The sequence below is a fragment of the Planococcus sp. 11815 genome (assembly GCF_051096385.1).
Lineage (GTDB): Bacteria > Bacillota > Bacilli > Bacillales_A > Planococcaceae > Planococcus > Planococcus citreus.
In genome coordinates this window covers 2,880,464-2,898,552 of the sequence record NZ_CP096991.1, presented here as the reverse complement: position 1 = coordinate 2,898,552, position 18,089 = coordinate 2,880,464, and the positions used below count along the sequence as shown (strand labels likewise).

At 49.9% G+C, this 18,089-nt stretch carries 17 protein-coding genes and 1 riboswitch; of the genes, 15 read left to right on the top strand and 2 right to left on the bottom strand.

The window, feature by feature from the left end; all coding sequences use genetic code 11:
• Window positions 1–122: 122 nt before the first annotated feature.
• The gene (locus M1Q06_RS14560) at window positions 123–2,402 is read left to right on the top strand and encodes a fibronectin type III domain-containing protein (protein ID WP_434400272.1); all 2,280 of its coding nucleotides are present in this window, start codon (window positions 123–125) and stop codon (window positions 2,400–2,402) included.
• 34 nt (window positions 2,403–2,436) lie between these two features.
• On the opposite strand, the gene M1Q06_RS14555 is transcribed toward M1Q06_RS14560, so the two are convergent.
• Window positions 2,437–3,606 carry a pyridoxal phosphate-dependent aminotransferase gene (locus M1Q06_RS14555; RefSeq protein WP_434400270.1) on the bottom strand — a complete coding sequence of 390 codons (1,170 nt, stop codon included), beginning with the start codon at window positions 3,604–3,606 and terminating at the stop codon, window positions 2,437–2,439.
• Between the two features lie 85 nt (window positions 3,607–3,691).
• Between M1Q06_RS14555 and M1Q06_RS14550 the strand changes: the two genes are divergently transcribed.
• From M1Q06_RS14550 to M1Q06_RS14515, 8 genes are all read left to right on the top strand, one after another.
• Entirely contained in the window at window positions 3,692–4,486 is a 795-nt protein-coding gene (locus M1Q06_RS14550; RefSeq protein ID WP_434400268.1) for a carbon-nitrogen family hydrolase, read from the top strand.
• A 46-nt stretch (window positions 4,487–4,532) separates the two neighbouring features.
• Window positions 4,533–4,640, top strand: a riboswitch (SAM riboswitch).
• 69 nt (window positions 4,641–4,709) lie between these two features.
• Window positions 4,710–5,723: a methionine ABC transporter ATP-binding protein gene (locus M1Q06_RS14545; protein WP_434400266.1), complete on the top strand. Its 1,014-nt coding sequence runs from the start codon at window positions 4,710–4,712 to the stop codon at window positions 5,721–5,723.
• Window positions 5,713–6,384 (top strand): methionine ABC transporter permease, encoded by a 672-nt coding sequence (locus M1Q06_RS14540; protein WP_101191632.1) that lies wholly within the window; start codon window positions 5,713–5,715, stop codon window positions 6,382–6,384. The genes M1Q06_RS14545 and M1Q06_RS14540 overlap by 11 nt, the downstream gene beginning before the upstream one ends.
• A gap of 12 nt (window positions 6,385–6,396) precedes the next feature.
• Window positions 6,397–7,227, top strand: coding sequence for a MetQ/NlpA family ABC transporter substrate-binding protein (locus M1Q06_RS14535; protein ID WP_121298723.1), 831 nt, complete (start codon window positions 6,397–6,399; stop codon window positions 7,225–7,227).
• A gap of 187 nt (window positions 7,228–7,414) precedes the next feature.
• On the top strand, window positions 7,415–8,353 hold the full coding sequence (locus M1Q06_RS14530; protein WP_434400263.1) for a carbohydrate kinase family protein: 939 nt from the start codon (window positions 7,415–7,417) through the stop codon (window positions 8,351–8,353).
• Between the two features lie 17 nt (window positions 8,354–8,370).
• Entirely contained in the window at window positions 8,371–8,817 is a 447-nt protein-coding gene (locus tag M1Q06_RS14525; RefSeq protein WP_434400261.1) for an OsmC family protein, read from the top strand.
• A 150-nt stretch (window positions 8,818–8,967) separates the two neighbouring features.
• Window positions 8,968–10,560, top strand: coding sequence for an ATP-binding protein (locus M1Q06_RS14520; RefSeq protein WP_434400259.1), 1,593 nt, complete (start codon window positions 8,968–8,970; stop codon window positions 10,558–10,560).
• Window positions 10,560–11,228: a response regulator gene (locus M1Q06_RS14515; RefSeq protein WP_434400257.1), complete on the top strand. Its 669-nt coding sequence runs from the start codon at window positions 10,560–10,562 to the stop codon at window positions 11,226–11,228. The genes M1Q06_RS14520 and M1Q06_RS14515 overlap by 1 nt, the downstream gene beginning before the upstream one ends.
• Window positions 11,229–11,339: 111 nt before the next feature.
• On the opposite strand, the gene M1Q06_RS14510 is transcribed toward M1Q06_RS14515, so the two are convergent.
• Entirely contained in the window at window positions 11,340–11,552 is a 213-nt protein-coding gene (locus M1Q06_RS14510) for a hypothetical protein (RefSeq protein ID WP_434400255.1), read from the bottom strand.
• Between the two features lie 218 nt (window positions 11,553–11,770).
• Between M1Q06_RS14510 and M1Q06_RS14505 the strand changes: the two genes are divergently transcribed.
• The 6 genes from M1Q06_RS14505 to M1Q06_RS14480 all read left to right on the top strand — a co-directional run bounded on the left by M1Q06_RS14505 (window position 11,771) and on the right by M1Q06_RS14480 (window position 17,943).
• The gene (locus tag M1Q06_RS14505; protein WP_058382743.1) at window positions 11,771–12,778 is read left to right on the top strand and encodes a tripartite tricarboxylate transporter substrate binding protein; all 1,008 of its coding nucleotides are present in this window, start codon (window positions 11,771–11,773) and stop codon (window positions 12,776–12,778) included.
• Between the two features lie 119 nt (window positions 12,779–12,897).
• A complete protein-coding gene (locus tag M1Q06_RS14500) occupies window positions 12,898–13,356 on the top strand; it encodes a tripartite tricarboxylate transporter TctB family protein (protein ID WP_434400253.1) in 459 nt (152 codons plus the stop codon).
• Between the two features lie 15 nt (window positions 13,357–13,371).
• Window positions 13,372–14,874 carry a tripartite tricarboxylate transporter permease gene (locus tag M1Q06_RS14495; protein ID WP_434400251.1) on the top strand — a complete coding sequence of 501 codons (1,503 nt, stop codon included), beginning with the start codon at window positions 13,372–13,374 and terminating at the stop codon, window positions 14,872–14,874.
• An 11-nt stretch (window positions 14,875–14,885) separates the two neighbouring features.
• Entirely contained in the window at window positions 14,886–16,265 is a 1,380-nt protein-coding gene (locus M1Q06_RS14490) for an SLC13 family permease (RefSeq protein ID WP_434400249.1), read from the top strand.
• 139 nt (window positions 16,266–16,404) lie between these two features.
• Complete coding sequence (locus tag M1Q06_RS14485; RefSeq protein ID WP_211655216.1) at window positions 16,405–16,791, top strand: DUF302 domain-containing protein; 387 nt, start codon at window positions 16,405–16,407, stop codon at window positions 16,789–16,791.
• A 33-nt stretch (window positions 16,792–16,824) separates the two neighbouring features.
• The gene (locus M1Q06_RS14480) at window positions 16,825–17,943 is read left to right on the top strand and encodes an MBL fold metallo-hydrolase (RefSeq protein ID WP_434400247.1); all 1,119 of its coding nucleotides are present in this window, start codon (window positions 16,825–16,827) and stop codon (window positions 17,941–17,943) included.
• The last annotated feature ends 146 nt before the right edge of the window (window positions 17,944–18,089 follow it).

Below are 18,089 nucleotides of genomic sequence, written 5' to 3'. Positions count from 1 at the left end.
CCTTTTAAATAGTTCTAAATATTCACAATTTATTTCTTTTTAGTCCAATTGAATTATGCTAAAATCTAATTACTGAATATTTGAAAAATAATAGATCGGATTGTTTACGAAGGGGTGGGGAAATGAAGACGATGTGGCGGGGTGCAGGAAGATATTTTCTTATAGCGTTGATTGCGGGAGGTGCGGCTTTCCAACTGGGCGAGGGGCAAGCTGAAGCGGCAGAAGGTGTACTGGAAATCGGGGCGGCGCATTTAATGGAAGGGCAGCGCCAGGCTTTTCAATCCCATCTTGCCAGTTCGCTGTTATTTATGGACAAAGGCTTTTTGGATAGCGAAGCGGATGATTCCTACCCTGCCTCCCATATCGCATTCGCGCCTGGGAGCGATGAGTCGGAGATGAACTTTTCATGGTATTCACCAAGCACGACCCGTGCCGGCCAGGTGCAATATGCAGAAGTTTCTTCCGGGACCGAGGATTTTCCGGAAAACGCTGCGGTAACGGTCGATGCATCGTTGAAAAACGCTACTTACGGTTATTCTGCCCATGAAGCGGTGATCACCCAGCTCGAAAATGAAACGGATTATATGTACCGTTTAGGAGATGGGCGTGGCAATTGGACACAAGCTTTTCATTTCAAGACTAAGGATCCTTCATCATATGAATTTGTGATGGTTGCTGATCCGCAAATCGGCGCGTCTGGCGATATCGCAGAAGACCAAAGAGGCTGGGACAAGACCCTGCAGCAAGCAATTGGAAACAGCCCCGACTCAAGTTTCATCCTGTCCGCAGGCGATCAGGTCGATGCCCGCTATTCCGAAAAAGAATATGCGGCTTATTTCGCGCCTGAACCGCTGCGCAATTATCCAACGGCGACCACCATCGGCAACCATGACGATACCTATCATTACGCCTATCATTTCAATGTCCCGAATGAAAACTGGGAACTCGGCAATTACGATAATTCCGGTGGTGATTATTATTTCTCCTACGGGGATACTTTGTTCATGAATTTGAATTCCAATAGCCAGAATCCGGAAGAACATATTCAATTTATGGAAGAAACGGCTGAAGCGACAGCCGATAGGGACTGGAAATGGAAGATACTCGTTTTCCATCATTCAATCTATAGTGCCGCTGCACATTCGCAAAGTGAAGTGGTGCTGAACTTGCGCGATCAGCTCGTGCCGACGATTGACAAAATCGGTTTTGATGCGGTGTTGATGGGGCATGATCATTCCTATGTGAGAACGTACCAGATGGAAAATTTCCAGCCGCTGAAAAATCATATGATGCAAGGGGAGGTGCCGGTCAATCCGGAAGGCACCGTCTATATTACAGGGAACACGGCGAGCGGGAGTAAATTCTACGGCATGCAGACAGAACGCGAACCGTATTCGGCGGTACGCGAACAATGGGGCGTGCCGACTTATATGAATATCCAAGTGGAGCCGACGCGTTTGCGCTTTGAGACCTACCGAACGGATACAGAAGAACTGGTCGATGAATATGAGATCATTAAAGATCCGTCCATCGAAACGGTCGTGCCTGCGCTTGAAAAAGTGGAACTGGAAGCGAACAGCACTGTGCTGGCAACGGAAGAGAATTCTTTCTATCCGGAAACGGAATTGAAGCTGAAAGGAGAAAACGTCGAAGGCGGCCAATACGATATTTCGCCTGAATCGGTTACGTACCGCACGAGCAGTGATGGCATCCAAATAAAAGACGGGAAAGTCCTGGCAGCAGAAGGTGCGGAGCCTGGAAAAGTGGAAGTGTTTGCAGAAGTAAAAGACGGCGATAAAGTGTGGAAAAGCAATGCGATTGAATTCGAATTGGTGGCACATGAAGAAACCAAGCTGCTTGAAGCAGGCAGCGAGTGGCGTTATCTGGACGATGGCAGCGACCTGAAAAAAGACTGGATTGAAGCCGATTTCGATGACAGTGATTGGGCGCAAGGCGCTGGTCCGCTAGGCTTTCCGGAAGATGAAGAACGCCCGGAATTGGGACCAGTGGAAACGCTCGTCGGCTTTGGCGGTGATGAGACCGAAAAAATCGCATTGACGTATTTCAGAGCAGCATTTGAAGTGGAAGATGTGGAAGAAATCGGCGACCTCGGATATGTGGAATTTGGTGTCGACGATGCGGTCATCCTGTATTTGAACGGAGAAGAAATCATGCGCTTCAATATGCCGGAGACAGGTGAGTTCGGTTTTGAGGACTACCAGGAAGCGGTAAGTGATGAGGATTTCGGGAGCGAAGACCGAATCGAGCGCATCTACTTGGATGAAGAGGCCTTGGCGCATCTGAAAGACGGCGAGAACGTGCTGGCTGCCCAAGTGCATCAAGACGACCGCTTCAGTTCCGACCTGTATTGGGACATGGAAATGGCCGTTAATACAAAATAAAAAAGAAGGCGCAATGCCTTCTTTTTTTATTTGCCTATTTAGTGAAAATGCCCAATTTCTCGATGCGTTCAAGCGCTTCTTTAATGCGCTGCTCGTCGACCAATAAGCCGACACGCACAAAACCTTCACCGACAGAGCCGAAGCCGCTTCCTGCAGCGACAGCAATATCCGCTTGGTCGAGCAGGTAATCGGAGAACTCAACGCTCGTGAAGCCTTCTGGAACCGGCAGCCAGGCAAAGAACGAACCTTTTGGCGCTTCCACGTTCCATCCGATCCGTCGGCACTCATCGACCAACACTTGACGCCTTTTTTCGTACAGTTCGACCAATTCTTCGACGCATGCTTGGCTGGCGCTGAGTGCTTCAGCCGCGGCGAGCTGGACAGCCGGGAAGATGCCGGCAAACAAATGGTCCTGAATCAAATTCAAGGCTTCGATCATCTTGGAATTGCCGACTGCAAAACCGATGCGCCAGCCGGCCATGTTATAGGTTTTCGACAAAGTATACATTTCAATGCCGACTTCTTTTGCCCCCTTTGACTGCAGGAAGCTGACCGGTTTTTGACCATCAAAACCGATGCCGCCATAGGCGAAGTCATGCACTACCGCAAGATCGTTTTCTTTGGCGAACTGCACGGTCTCATCAAAAAAAGCCTGAGTGGCTGTAGCGCCGGTCGGGTTGTTCGGGTAATTCAAATACATCAGTTTGGCGCGTTTGAGAATGGACCCTGACACTGCGTCATAGTTCGGCAAATAGCCATTTGCCTGCTCGAGCTTCATCAAATCGAGTTCGATGTCGGCAAGCGGTGCGCCGGACAGGTAATCCGGATAGCCGGGATCGGGCAGTAAGAGTGAATCGCCCGGATTAAGAAGGGCGATCGGCAATTCGACAAAGCCGATTTTTGTGCCCGATAAAATAGCGACTTCAAGGTCCGGATCGATATCGACACCGTATTCCCGCTTATAGAAATCCGCGGCAGCCTGGCGCAATGTGCCGAGCCCACGAAACGGCGAGTAGCGATGTGTTTTCGGGTCCGCCACTGCGTCTTGCAATGCTTTGACGATATGCGGCGGTGTCGGCTGATCCGGGTTTCCCTGGCCAAGATTGATAACATCCCGCCCTTCATCGGCCGCTTTTGACACTTTTGCGACAAGCGCGGCGAAAAATTGATCGGGAAGATTTTGTAAGCGATTTGAAAAGTCCATGGAATCCTCCTCGTTTTCTAAATAATTGCACATCTACCTCAAATCTTATAGAGTTTAATCTAAACTGTCTACAGGGGGAGAGAACATGAAAATCGCTTGTGTGCAGATGGATATCGCTTTCGGAGATCCCGAAACGAATTTTCAGCGTGTGGAAAACTATTTGGAAGAAGCGGCAGAAAACGGTGCAGAGCTTATCGTCCTGCCTGAAATGTGGAACACCGGATATGCGTTAACAGAGCTGGGCGAACTCGCGGACAGCAATGGCCGAACTGCCGATTTCCTGAAAAAATTCGGCAAAGAGCATAGCGTCCATATCGTCGGGGGCTCAGTGTCCACAAAGAAAAAAGATGGTTTCTATAACACGATGTATGTCGTCGACCGGACAGGCGCGCTCGTTTCGGAATACGATAAAGCGCATCGCTTCGGCTTGATGGACGAACATATCCATCTTGAGGAAGGCGAGTCGCTCGGCACATTCGAGCTGGACGGGGAGACCTATGGCGGTGTTATCTGCTACGACATCCGCTTTCCGGAATGGCTTCGGGCGCAAGCGCTGAACGGCGCGAAGGCGATCTTCGTGCCTGCAGAATGGCCCGCAGCTCGCATAGATCATTGGCGTATCCTATTGCAGGCGCGTGCGATCGAGAATCAATGCTTCATCATCGCCGCGAACCGGATCGGCAGCGACCCGAAAAATGAGTTCGGCGGCCATTCGATGGTCATCGCTCCGTGGGGGGAAGTGCGGATGGATATGGGGCAAGAACAAGGCATAGGCTATATCGACATCGATCTTTCAGAAGTAGATGAAGTGCGTGGCCGCATCCCGGTATTCGATGACCGCCGCGTCCCATTGTACAAAAAGTTTGAAAAATCACATTGACAAGCTGTCGCCCGTGCAGGTAATATTGAAAACAACCAAATACGCATGCTTATCAAGAGAGACCGAGGGTAAGGCCCTATGACGTCCGGCAACCCCCATTTAAATGGGAAGGTGCCAAGTCCTGCAGAATGGAATTCATTCTGAAAGATAAGTCGGAATTCTAATTTTCGATGTCTCTTTTGATAAAAGAGGCATTTTTTATTTGCCTGGGGGAGTGGACAGCATGATTCAAATCGAACAACTGAGCAAAACTTATCAAACCAAGCACGGCACGGTAAAAGGCGTCGATGATGTCACTTTGGAAGTGAAAACCGGTGAGATTTTCGGCATCGTCGGCTATTCGGGCGCTGGAAAAAGTTCCCTCATCCGCTGCATCAATTTGCTTGAGCGGCCAACATCGGGCACCGTCAAAGTCGGCGGCCAGGATTTAACGAAGCTGCGCGGCGATGGCTTGCGGAAAGCGCGCCTCAAAATCGGCATGATCTTCCAGCATTTCTATTTGATCAGCCAAAAGACGGTAGCTGAGAATATTTCATTCGCCCTTCGCGCAGCAGGGACCCCGAGTAAGAAGATCGGCCCGCGCGTCGATGAACTGCTCGAAATGGTCGGCTTGTCGGACAAGCGCAATGTCTATCCGGCGCAGCTGAGCGGCGGGCAAAAGCAGCGCGTCGGCATCGCCCGCGCACTCGCGAATGAACCGGCCGTGCTGTTATGCGACGAAGCAACATCCGCTCTCGACCCGAATACAACTTTATCGATCTTGCGCTTATTGAAAGACATCAACCGCAAGCTTAATATCACGATTGTGTTGATTACGCATGAAATGAACGTCGTCAAGGAAATTTGCGACCGCATGGCGGTCATGCAAGGCGGTCGCGTCATCGAAGAAGGGCGTGTTTACGATATCTTCGCCGATCCAAAGACCGCTTTGACAAAGGAATTCATCTCGAGCGTCGTGTCGTTCAATGTACCGGAAGAAATCCTGGAGAAATGTGACGGCACAATCGTCAAAGTCTTGTTCAAAGGCGAAGTCGCTGGGGATGGCATCATTTCCGATATGCTGCAAAGCTATCCGGTCAAAGGGAATTTCCTGCACGGGGCGATCGAATACATCCAGGAATTGCCGCTCGGCATTTTTGTCATGGAACTAAAAGGCGGCCAAGCAGAAGTGAGTCAAGCGATTCACTATCTGGAGCAGCGTGAAGCGATTGTGGAGGTGATGGACCATGGGAATTGAGTGGGGAAGAATCATTGAGTTATGGCCGGAAATCCAGGTGGCGTTTTACCAGACCTTGATCATGATCGGCATCTCGCTTGGCGTTGCGCTTGTCATCGGTTTGCCGCTCGGCATTTTATTGTTCATCACAGACCGCGGCTTGTTCTGGGAAAATCGCCCGGTCAATTCCGTCATCGGATTTGTCGTCAATATCGTCCGGTCGATTCCGTTCATCATTTTGCTCGTCGCGCTCATCCCGCTGACGCAATTGATTACCGGCACGACAATCGGGCCTGTCGCAGCGAGTGTTTCCTTGTCGGTAGCGGCGATTCCGTTTTTCGCACGCATTGTGGAAACGGCGCTGCGTGACATCGATAAAGGCGTCATCGAAGCAGCGATTGCGGTCGGTGCGACGCCTTGGATGATCATTAAAGATGTGCTCTTGCCGGAAGCGAAAGCGAGCCTGATCCAAGGCATCACGTTGACGGTCATCAGCCTCATCGCCTATTCCGCGATGGCGGGCGTCGTCGGTGGCGGCGGCATCGGCGATTTGGCGATCCGCTTCGGCTATTACCGCTATGATAATACGATCATGATTGTCACGGTCGTCATTTTGATCGTGCTCGTCCAATTGATTCAACAGGCCGGCGACTTTACAGCCAAAAAACTCGATAAACGATAAGGGGAGAATGATATGAAGAAACTCACATGGATATTGGCAGCGAGCGCGCTTGCACTAGCCGCATGCGGTGGAGAAGAAGCGGATACAGGAACGACAGAAGGCGGCGAAGCGTCGAAAGACATCAAGCTCGGTGCGACAGCCGGCCCTTATAGCGACATGCTGAACGAAGCGATCGTGCCTGCGCTTGAAGAAAAAGGCTATACCGTCGAAACGATTGAATTCAGCGATTATATCCAGCCCAATAATGCGTTGAACAACGGCGAGATCGACGCCAATTTGTTCCAGCATACGGTTTACCTAGAAAACTTCGAAACAGAAAACGATATGGATTTGAGCGCATTGATTACGGTGCCGACCGCGCCGATGGGTATCTACTCTAATGAATTCGATTCACTGGATGCGGTATCCGACGGGGCCACCATCGCGATTCCGAACGATCCTGTCAACGGTGCGCGTGCATTATTGATGCTGCAGGACGAGGGATTGGTCGAGCTTGATCCGGAAGCGGAAGTGCTTCAGGCGTCTGAACGCGATGTAACGGAAAATCCGAAGAACCTGGTATTCCAGCCGATTGAGGCAGGGCAATTGCCGCGTGCGGTTGAAGGCACGGACCTTGCAGCCGTTCCAGGAAACTTCGCACTGGCAGCGGACATGGACCTTCTTGATGCACTGGCACTTGAAAACATGCCTGACCAGTACCGTAACGTTGTCGCCGTTTCAGCAGAAAATGAAGACAGTGAACTGGCGGCGGATTTGGTCGAGATCGTAGAGTCGGAAGAATTTGAAACGGTCATCGATGAGCAATTCGAAGGCTTCGGAAAACCGGAGTGGATGGCTGAATAATAGGAGAACCCAGCCGGAGAGCTATTTTCTTCGGCTGTTTTTTTATGCAAAATATTGTAGCACCGCGCTTTTTAGGCTTTTTCCTTGCCCTGCCTGTTTTCTGCTGAAATAATAGGGAAAGTGAATTTCAACAGCTTGCTGCGAATAAGGCTGCAGCTAAGGGTTCTTTGGAGAAGGGGAGAGAAATATGGAAGCTAACAGGCACGTCCTGACTTACGGCGACGCGTTTGTCGACTATATCGCAACGACCAAAAACAACGATCTATTCGATTTGTATCTCGGAGGCGCCACCGTCAACGTCTCGGCCGGCGTCAGCCGCCTCGGAGTACAGTCGGCATTCATCACGATCACCGGCGACGATGAGATTTCGGACTTTTTCTGCCAGGCGCTGCGGGCGGAAGGTGTCGATTTGTCACATTCAATCAAACATCCTGAAAAGCGCATCAGTGGGGTATACATTCATTTAACGGAAACGAACGACCGCGTCTTCGCTTCCTATGATAATGAAACGCCTGATTTGCAAGTGAAGGCTGGCGAGTTGGCGGGAGAAGCGTTCGAATCCGCGAGCCTGTTCCATTTTTGCTCAGGGACGCTGTTTCACCCGGAAGCGCGTGAAACGACGGCCCAGGCTTTGGAATTGGCCAAGTCTCACGGCGTAATTTGTTCGTATGACGTCAATATCCGGCCGCTGCGCTGGGAAAGTGAAGAGTTGTGCCGTCAGACCGTCCTGCGCTTTTTGCCGCAGGCGGATATCCTGAAACTGACCGTCGAAGAATTATTATTCCTCATGGAAGCTGATTCGCTGGAAGCAGGAATCGAGCGCCTGAAGGCTTACGGGCTTCCTGTCGTTTTCGTCACGGATGGTGAGCATGGCACGCACGCGGTATTCAAAGACGAGACGGTCCATGTACCGGTCGTGCCGGTCAAGCCTGTAGATACGACGGGCGCCGGCGATGCATTCATGGCAGGCATCATCCGCCATGTCCATTTGAACGGCATGCCGGAAGACCGGGAAGAACTGATTGCTTGCGCTGGATTCGGCAATAAGCTGGGGGCGCTTTGTGCAACGCGGGCGGGAGCCATCACAGCGATGCCGCGAAGCGAAGATATGGAAGACTGGGAATAGAAGAGGAGGAAACAGCAATGGCTTTGCATAGTTTTCATTTAACGGCAGACTGGCCCGGCAACAGAAACGATGTCGGGACTATCGAAACGGGGAACCTGAAGACGCAAATTTCGATCCCCCCTGAAATGGACGGCCCTGGAGCCGGCACGAATCCGGATGAAATGCTGCTAGGTGCGGCAGCGACCTGCTATATCATCACGCTCGCCGCGATGATGGAGCGCAGCAAGCTTGCGAAAGAGTCGCTGACGATGGATTCGGAAGGAATCGTGGAAGTCGAAAATGGCGTCATCACTTATAAAAAAATCATCCACCGCCCGAAAGTCGTCTTGTCGGCCGAGGCAGGGGAGAAGGAATTCAAACTGGCCCGCAAACTCGCGGAAAAAGCGGAATCTTCCTGCATGATCACGCGCGCTATCCAAGGAAATGTCGCAGTCGAACTGGAAGCCGATATTACAAGAGCATAAAGCGAAGCCCTGATTTTCCATTTTGGAGAACAGGGTTTTTTATTGGAAAAATGATGTTTTTAGAGAATTCTAAGAATTTTTTCTTTCGGCCGTTTCGGGATATGGTAGACTACATTTAATGAAAAACGGTCTATACAGGGGATGAGTGCCATGAAGAAATTATCGCTGCAAACCAAAATCATCCTGCTGACGACTTCGCTCGTGCTGTTGACGACAGTGGTGTTCGGCGGGATTTTGAGCTATCAGGAAATTGCGGAAATCAAAGAGAACATCGGCCAGCGGGCGCAGGAAACGGCGATTGGCATTTCGGCCATGCCAACGATTGTCGAAGCGATGGATGACGAGGAACCGGCGCTGCAAATCCAACCGATCGCCGAGTATTTGCGCAAGCAAGTGGGCGCAGAGTTCATCGTCATCGGCAATAGGGAGAGCATCCGATATTCGCATCCGGATCCCGACAAAATCGGCAAAAGAATGGTCGGGGGTGATAATGAGCGCGCTCTCCAAGATGGCAAACTCTATGTGTCCGAAGCATTCGGCTCGCTCGGCAGAAGCCTGCGCGGCAAAGCGCCGATCTATGATGGCGACGGGCGGATCATCGGTGTGGTGTCAGTAGGGTATATGATCGAAGATATTGAAGCGATCATTTTCGGCAATATCATGGACGTGATGTCATTGGCGTTATTGACGCTCGTCATCGGGATACTTGGCAGCATATTGCTCGCGAGGAATATCCGGAAAGATACGCTGGGGCTCGAACCCCGTGAAATCGCCCGTTTGTATCAGGACCGGGAAGCTTTGCTGTCATCGATTATCGAAGGGGTCATCGCCATCGATAAAGACGGCCGCATCACCGAACTGAACAGTTCCGCAGAAAAGATGCTCGCCATGGACCAAAGTTTTCTCCACACACCGTCCGATGACATATTGCCGGAACTCAGGATGGGCGAAACTTTGACGACAGGGAATTCATGGAAGAATAAAGAAATCCTCATTGGCGGTACCGTTTTTATTGTCAATCAAAAGCCGATTTGGGCAGAAGGGGAAATGGTCGGCGCCGTTTCGACATTCCGTGAAAAAACGGAAGTGCAGGAAGTGCTGGAAACCCTATCGGAAATCCGCCAATACTCGGAAAGCCTGCGGGCGCAAACACATGAATACGCCAATAAGCTGTATGCCATATCCGGTCTTCTACAATTGGAAGAGACCAAGGAAGCGGTCCGGCTGATCCAGCAAGAGACCCATCATCATGAAAAGCAGACGAAGCATACACTGAATCATATCGAAGACAAAAAAGTTCAGGCAATTCTGCTCGGTAAAATGGGGAAAGCTTCTGAAGCGAAAGTCGAGCTGTCTGTGGACGAAAACAGTTCACTGGCCAAATTGCCTGCTCATGTCGATATTTCCAAAGTCATTCACATTGTCGGGAATTTGATCGACAATGCCATTGAAGAAGTCGAGTCGAGCGACAGGAAAGAAGTGTCTTTCTTCATTACCGATATCGGCAACGACTTGGTCATCGAAGTCCAGGACAGCGGGCGCGGAATCGAAACCGGCAACCTCGACCAATTTTTCACGCAAGGATTCTCCACAAAACTTGAAAAAGCGGATAGGGGCTATGGCTTGGCGATCGTCAAACAAGCGGTTGAAGACTTGGATGGCTGGATTGAAGTGGATTCGACGCCGCAGCACGGGACGGTATTCAGCGTCTTTATCCCGAAAAAAACGATGGAGGTGGCATAATGCTGCGGGTAGTGATTGCAGAAGATGATTTTCGTGTCGCGCAAGTGCACGAGAAGTTTTTAGCAAAGATTAAGCAAGTGGAACTGGCGGCGAAAGCAAAAGACTGCGCAGAGACACTGGCGGCGGTCAAGCAAGAGCGGCCGGATTTGGTGTTATTGGACAATTACATGCCGGACGGGCTCGGCATCGAGTTGATCGATGAGTTAAGAAAGGAAAGCCCGGAGACCGACATCATCCTCGTCTCAGCAGCAAACGAGCGGGAGTATATCGAAACGGCGCTGCGCAAAGGCGTAAAAGGCATCATCTTAAAACCTGCCGAACTTAGCCAGTTCACGGCGACTATCGAAAAATACCGGAAAGACAGGGAAAAGCTGTCGAACCAAGAAACCATCGACCAGGCGTATTTGGATGAACTGTTTGGCGTCAAGGCGGTCAAAAAAGAAGCGCCAGCAGTCAAAGGCATTGATCCGCTGACGATGCAGAAAGTGCAGAAATTATTGGAGCAATACGAGGAAGGCGTAACGGCTGAGAAGATGGGCGAAGAGATGGGCGCTTCCCGCACGACCGCCAGGCGCTATCTGGAATATTTGGTGTCGACGGATGATTGCTACGCTGAGCTTGGATACGGGATTGTCGGCAGGCCGGAACGGAAATACTTTGTTAAATGAAGTGAAGGCGAGTGACAAGTTCCGGCAGACACACTTCTCTAGAGTTCTAAAAAAAGCAACTCCCTGAATTAGGGGAGTTGCTTTTTTGCGTTATCGTTTCGTTGTCGGCAATCAGTCGGTGTGGCATTCGAAATGAGTCATTTGCCAACCGCTTTTCTCGATTTCAGGAAATCCGCCCAACTCATAGCATCGGTCGGCTGCTTCGGTCACTTCTACATAACTAAAATAGCTTTGTACCATAATGGCGCTTCCGATGCTGAGAACTAGTATGATGCTGAGCGCAATGGCCGCCATGCCGGGAGTTGCATCTGGTAGGCGTTTCATAGTAGGCCTCCTTAAAGTTTACTCTCTAAACTCTAGCATAATTCCCTGTAGTTTCCTATAAATGAAATATCAGTAAACCAGGACACTTATCGTGAACTTTATGAACAAAATGTTCACAAAATCCTTTATACAGCTTATTTTGCAAACGGTTACATTCTGAAAATTCGCAGTTATACTTCAACTCATAAGAAAACTACTTGAACTGAGGGGGAAATAAAATGAAGAAAACGATTTTTGCCAGTGTCTTGACTGTAAGCGCTTTAGCATTCGCCGGGTGCGGATCCGAAGATACGGCTAATACAGCGGGAGAAGACGGAACCTTCGAACCGTCGAAAGGGATTGAAATGGTAGCACCGGCTGGGTCAGGCGGCGGCTGGGATACGACAGCCCGTGAAGTTGCCCGTGTATTCGGCGAAACGGGAATCATCGATGAAAATATGACCGTCATCAACCGTGAAGGCGGAGGCGGGGCAATCGGATGGGCTTATGTCCACGCAAAAGAAGGCGACGCCCACAGCATGTTCGTCGCTTCACCGCCACTGATGTTCGTGCCGCTCAATGGCCAATCGGAACATGGCCATGAAGACTTTACGCCGCTTGCCAATATGATTGCAGACTACGGCGCGTTCGCTGTCCGTGAAGATAGCGAATTTGAAGATTTGAACGATCTATTCGACCAAATGAAAGACGATCCGGAAAGCATCACCGTTATCGGTACTTCCGCTCCGGGAAGCATGGACCATATGCAATTTGTGCGCATCGCCAAAGCGGCAGGCGTGGACCCGACAAAGATCAAATACGTTTCTGACCAAGAAGGCGGCGCTTTGACAGCGGTTCTGAACGGCTCGGTAGATGTCTTCTCCACAGGAGTCGGCGAAACGATTGAGCAAGTGCGTGCCGGCAATATCAAAGTTCTGGGTGTGACGGCAGAAGAACGCATGGAAGGGGAAGTGCTTTCCGAATTCCCGACAGCGATTGAGCAGGGCATCGATGAGAGCTTCGTCAACTGGCGTGGATTCTTCGGGCCTCCAGGCATGGATGAGGCAGCGGTCGATTATTATGAAGCCAAATTCCAGGAATTGAGTGAATCCGAAGAGTTTGCGGAAGTCCGCGAGAAGTACGGCTGGAACGAAATGTACATGGGCAGTGAAGAATACAGCGAATTCCTCGAAGGCGAAAAAGAGGAAATTGCCGCATTGCTCGAGGAAATTGGATTAGGCCAATAAAATTCTTTTTGCAAAAGAACATATAGCTGCCTGGTCAGCTCAAAAGTAAAAAATCAACAAGTGAAACCGGATCTTTGGCATTCGGTTTCTCTCTTTTCAGTCAAAAGGAGGCGTTTCGTTTGCTTGCAACCATAAACCGGAAGTTAGGGCTGCTGATTTTCATTGTTGCGGCCGTCTATTTATATTTAAGTTTTCAATTGCCCAATTACGAATATGCCCCGATCGATGCGGATGTCATTCCGAAGGGCTTGGGCATCTTGTTATTGGTGCTGTCCGTCTTCCTGTTCTTTTCCCGTGTAGTGGAAACGGATGCCGAAAAGGCGAAGCGCAATATCCCCAAAAAAGAACTGGGGGTCATTGCCGCGGTATTTGCCATGATTTTCGTCTACATTCTATTGTTTGAAGCGATCGGCTTTATCATCACGACGGCATTATTCATTTTCTTCTGTTCGTGGTTTTTAGGTTATAGAGCATGGAAGACAAATATATTGGTCTCTCTTCTGTTCCCGATTGTTATGTATGCTATTTTCGTTTTCGCGTTGGGGATTGTCTTGCCGCGCGGCATCTTGCCATTTTAAGGAGGGAGTTTCCATATGGATGCATTTCAAGGTCTATTGACCGGTTTTCAAGTTGCCTTAAGTCTAGAAGGGATCATGTTCGTACTGATCGGCGTTATCGTCGGTACATTGATCGGGATGATGCCAGGGCTAGGCCCGATCAGCGCCATTGCGATCATGATTCCGATTACATACGGGATGGACCCGGCACCGGCACTCGTCATGATGGCGGGCGTCTATTACGGGGCTGTATTCGGCGGGTCGACTTCTTCGATCCTGTTGAACGCCCCGGGAATTTCCGGAACGGTCGCTACAGCATTCGACGGCTATCCGATGGCCCAGCAAGGGAAGGCCGGCAAAGCGCTGGCCATTGCGGCGATTTCTTCATTCATCGGAGGAACCGTCTCGGTTGTCCTCTTGATGCTGCTCGCGCCGGCGCTCTCGAGCGTAGCGATTTCTTTCGGGCCGCCAGCGTATTTCGCCTTGATGTTCATGGGCTTGACCGCGATTTCCAGTCTTTCTGAAGGCTCGACGATCAAAGCGATGATCGCAGCCGTCGCAGGCTTCATGGTCGTCACGATCGGTATCGACCCGCAGACAGGGACGCAGCGTTTTACCTTCGGGAATGTCAACCTGTTCGACGGATTCGACTTTTTGATCATCGCGCTTGGGCTCTTTGCGGTCGCTGAAGTCTGCATGTTGATCCTGAACCGCAAAAACCGCAGCTTGAGCGACGACCAGAAACTGGGCAGCTTGAAGTTGTCCAAGGCAGACTTGAAGGAAATGAGCGGGCCAGTCAGCCGCCAGTCGTTCGTCGGCTTTTTGCTCGGCGTCTTGCCAGGTGCAGGAGCGACAATCGCTTCTTTCATCAGTTATATTTTTGAAAAACGAATCGCTAAGAATCCTGAAGAGTTCGGTAAAGGGTCTATCAAAGGGCTCGCAGCACCGGAAAGTTCCAATAACGCCGCGACAAGCGGTGCGTTCGTCCCGCTTTTGAGCTTAGGGATTCCAGGTTCAGGGACGACAGCTGTCATGTTGGGCGCATTCCTTGTGCTCGGCGTACAGCCAGGACCGCTCTTGATGACCGACCGCCCGGAAATCTTCTGGGGCATCATCGCTTCCATGTATCTCGGGAACGTGTTCCTGTTGATCTTGAACTTGCCGTTGATTCCATATTTGGCAAAAATCTTGAGCATTCCACGTCCTTTGCTGATTTCCCTCGTCATCATGTTCAGTTTGATCGGCGTCTATTCAATCAGCTTCAATGTCTTTGACCTATATATGCTGCTGGTATTCGGCGCATTAGGATTTGCGATGCGGATCTTTTCATTTCCAGCACCGCCATTCATCTTGGCATTTATCCTTGGAGGCATGATGGAGCAGGCTTTCCGCCAATCCATGACCATCTCTAACGGCAGCTTGAGCATTTTTGTCGATACTCCGCTTCCGCTATCCTTGCTCTTGGTTGCACTCGTTTCACTATTGGTTCCGGCATTCCTGAAATGGAGAAGCAATAGGCTGGCATATAAACAACGTTAAGGGGTGGAAAAGTGAGAAACTCTAAGTTAGTGCCGCGTATTCTTGCTTTTCTGCTGGCCGCCGGTTTTGCTCTTTTATGGGCGTTCGGTTTATTGGATGCTTATACGGATGACCAGAAACTGACGCTGCTATTGCTTGGCATCGCCATTGGTTTGTGGACGGTAAGCGCCATGCCGCTCGCCGCTTCGAGTCTTCTGGTGCTCGGCCTGCTGCTGCTTTTCCGTTTAACGGAAGAGCCGGAGCAGGCTTTTGCCGGTTTTCTGTCGGATGCGCTTTATTTTATCCTGGCACTGACTTTGATTTCCAAAGTGCTAGTGAAAGCGAGAGCCGATCAAGTCTTTGTCGGCGTGTTATTGAAAATGAGCAAAGGCAAAGTCCAGCGGCTGTTGGTCGGCTTGCCGCTATTGATCGTCTTTTTGCCGATCCTGCTGCCTTCAGCTGTCGCCAGGTTCCGGATTTTGGAGCCGATCATCGAGCAAGTGAACGACCGTTTCGCACTCGGCAAGAGAAGCCTGTTCCGCCAGTTCAGCTTTTATGTTATCGGCATGATGAACCAGAACTCGACGATGATCGTCTTCACGGGTGGTGGATTCCCGATTCTTGCGGCTCAATTGCTGAGCGATTTTGGGGGTATCCAAATCTCCTGGCTTGGCTGGTTCGTTCGCATCGCACCTGCGCTTTGGCTGTCGCTGCTATTGATCAGTTTCGGTGTCTGGTTCTTTTTCAAACGCCGCAGCGGTGCCGGGCTTCAGATGGAGCAGATGGAATTCTCTCCAGCAGCCCGCTTGCCGGAACGTTTCTGGTGGGTGATCATCCCATTTTTCGCTATGATCATCAGCTGGATCGTCATCGATCAGGAACAGATTCCACTCATAGTGGCGCCTTTCCTATTGCTCGCATATTATGCATTGCCGATGAATGGGCTTGTCGATGACCGGCTCGTCCGGGATTACGACTGGGAAACTTTCCTATTGCTCGGCGCCTCATTTTCACTTGGCTATTTAATAGAAGAAAACGGAACGGCTGGTGTCTTGGCGAGCCAATTGATTCAACTGCTGCCAGCAGGAATGGGTCAGGGGGTAAATATTATTTTTATCGCTTGTCTCATTTTCCTATTGCGCTTTTTGTTTGTCGTGCCTTCCACATCGATGATTGTCATTTTTCCGATCATCGTCAGTTTTGCAGAAATGTTGGGCTTACCGATTTTGCCAATGGCGTTTTTATTGATCATGATCATCGGCGGCGTCACCATCTTGCCGATCCATTCACCGACCACTTTTCTGGCATTTCAAAAAGGGGCGTTTTCCCAGCGTGAACAATTGCTCATTGGCAGCTTTTCAAGTGTTGTCATCACGGCAATTGCCATCCTTTTCGCGGTTTTCATCTGGTGATGGAATCCATTCACAATTGCCAAAGCCAGCCTTCAAAGAGAAGGGTGGCTTTTTGTCTGAAAAGAGCCCATATGTTTAGTTGAAAAAATAGGGGGTAGGGTAATTTTAGAAGCGATTTAACTAAGAGGAGGCAGAAAAAATGTTTGATTATACCGTTACGACTAGCAAATCTGTAGATGAAGCAGTGGCATCACTTGAGGAAAACTTGAAAGAAGAGCAGTTTGGCGTCTTATGGAACTTCGATTTGACGGCAAAACTTCAGGAAAAGGGACAGGATTTCGATACCCCGTACAAGATCTTGGAAGTGTGCAACCCGAAAGAAGCGAATACGGTACTCTCTGAAAACTTGATGGTCGGCTATTTCCTGCCATGCAAAATTGTTGTTTACAAAGATGGTGAAGAAACGAAGATTGGCATGCCGAAGCCGACATCACTGATCGGCATGGCTGAAGATGGCGGCAAATTGACTGAAGTGGCGGCAGATATCGAAAATCGCCTGATCAGCTGCATCGACCGGACCGCCTAAGTTTCGGGAATTTACGAATGGAGGAATTTTTTTATGACAGTCAAATTTACATCCGCTGAAGAAATTGCAGAAAAAGTAATGAACAATGAACCTGTTGCCATTCTCGATGTCCGCAGCAAAGAAGATGTGGAAAATTGGCATGTAGAAGGCAGCCAAGTTGAATTGCATAATATTCCATTCAATAAAATAGAAGAAAGCAGTGAAGAAATAAACAAGCTGCCGAAGGAAAAACCGCTCTATACGATGTGTGCGAAAGGCAATACATCGAAAAAAGCGGCGGAGTACTTGCAGGATCAAGGATTTGAAAACATCATTTCCATTGAAGGCGGGATGGCTTCCTGGAGTGAACAATTGGAGCCGGTGAAAATCGGCGACTTGAAGACTGGCGGTACGATCTATCAATTTGTCCGGATCGGCAAGGGTTGCCTGTCTTATTTGATCGAATCGGATGGCGAAGCGGCGGTGGTCGATGCGGCACGAATGACCGAACCGTATGAAAACTTCGCAAAAGAGCATTCGGCGAAAATCACTCATGTGTTGGATACCCATCTCCATGCCGACCACATTTCGGGAGGCAGAAAACTGGCCGAACAATTCGGCGCACAGTACCATTTGCCACCGGAAGACGCAGATGAAGTGGTATTCGGTTATGAACCAGTTGAAGATGGAACAATCGTGGAAGTAGGGAAAGCCAAGGTCAAGGCATTCTATTCGCCTGGCCACACGATCGGCAGTACCTCATTTATCGTCGACGATGAATATTTGCTGACAGGCGATATCCTGTTCATCGAATCGATCGGCCGTCCGGACCTTGCAGGGAAAGTGACGGATTGGGCAGAAGACCTGCATGAAACGCTTTATGAACGCTACGATGACCTGTCGAAAGACTTAATTGTTTTGCCTGCACATTATGCAGACGTCAAAGAAATGAACGAAGACGGCAGCGTCCACAAAAAACTCAGCGAGCTGTACAATCAAAATGAAGGGCTCAATATCGATGATGAAGAACGTTTCATCAAACGTGTGACGGAAAACTTGAAAGAGCAACCGAACGCTTATGAAGATATCCGCAAAACGAATATGGGAAAAATCATCCCATCCGAAGACGAACAAAAAGAAATGGAAACCGGCCCGAACAACTGCGCGGTCTAAGCAGTGCCGGCTATACAAGGGTCCCCGCTGTATTGGCGGGGACTTTACATGTTAAAATAACATCAGACAAAGTGAAAAGAACTTACGATTTTTTCGTTTGACATTATACCCTAAGGGGTATATTATAGGCATAACAACTTCACTTT

Excerpts from the sequence above, each read along its gene's own strand:
- M1Q06_RS14560 (WP_434400272.1), top strand. The coding sequence starts at position 123 with ATGAAGACGATGTGGCGGGGTGCAGGAAGATATTTTCTTATAGCGTTG.
- M1Q06_RS14555 (WP_434400270.1), bottom strand. The coding sequence starts at position 3,606 with ATGGACTTTTCAAATCGCTTACAAAATCTTCCCGATCAATTTTTCGCC.
- M1Q06_RS14550 (WP_434400268.1), top strand. The coding sequence starts at position 3,692 with ATGAAAATCGCTTGTGTGCAGATGGATATCGCTTTCGGAGATCCCGAA.
- M1Q06_RS14545 (WP_434400266.1), top strand. The coding sequence starts at position 4,710 with ATGATTCAAATCGAACAACTGAGCAAAACTTATCAAACCAAGCACGGC.
- M1Q06_RS14540 (WP_101191632.1), top strand. The coding sequence starts at position 5,713 with ATGGGAATTGAGTGGGGAAGAATCATTGAGTTATGGCCGGAAATCCAG.
- M1Q06_RS14535 (WP_121298723.1), top strand. The coding sequence starts at position 6,397 with ATGAAGAAACTCACATGGATATTGGCAGCGAGCGCGCTTGCACTAGCC.
- M1Q06_RS14530 (WP_434400263.1), top strand. The coding sequence starts at position 7,415 with ATGGAAGCTAACAGGCACGTCCTGACTTACGGCGACGCGTTTGTCGAC.
- M1Q06_RS14525 (WP_434400261.1), top strand. The coding sequence starts at position 8,371 with ATGGCTTTGCATAGTTTTCATTTAACGGCAGACTGGCCCGGCAACAGA.
- M1Q06_RS14520 (WP_434400259.1), top strand. The coding sequence starts at position 8,968 with ATGAAGAAATTATCGCTGCAAACCAAAATCATCCTGCTGACGACTTCG.
- M1Q06_RS14515 (WP_434400257.1), top strand. The coding sequence starts at position 10,560 with ATGCTGCGGGTAGTGATTGCAGAAGATGATTTTCGTGTCGCGCAAGTG.
- M1Q06_RS14510 (WP_434400255.1), bottom strand. The coding sequence starts at position 11,552 with ATGAAACGCCTACCAGATGCAACTCCCGGCATGGCGGCCATTGCGCTC.
- M1Q06_RS14505 (WP_058382743.1), top strand. The coding sequence starts at position 11,771 with ATGAAGAAAACGATTTTTGCCAGTGTCTTGACTGTAAGCGCTTTAGCA.
- M1Q06_RS14495 (WP_434400251.1), top strand. The coding sequence starts at position 13,372 with ATGGATGCATTTCAAGGTCTATTGACCGGTTTTCAAGTTGCCTTAAGT.
- M1Q06_RS14485 (WP_211655216.1), top strand. The coding sequence starts at position 16,405 with ATGTTTGATTATACCGTTACGACTAGCAAATCTGTAGATGAAGCAGTG.
- M1Q06_RS14480 (WP_434400247.1), top strand. The coding sequence starts at position 16,825 with ATGACAGTCAAATTTACATCCGCTGAAGAAATTGCAGAAAAAGTAATG.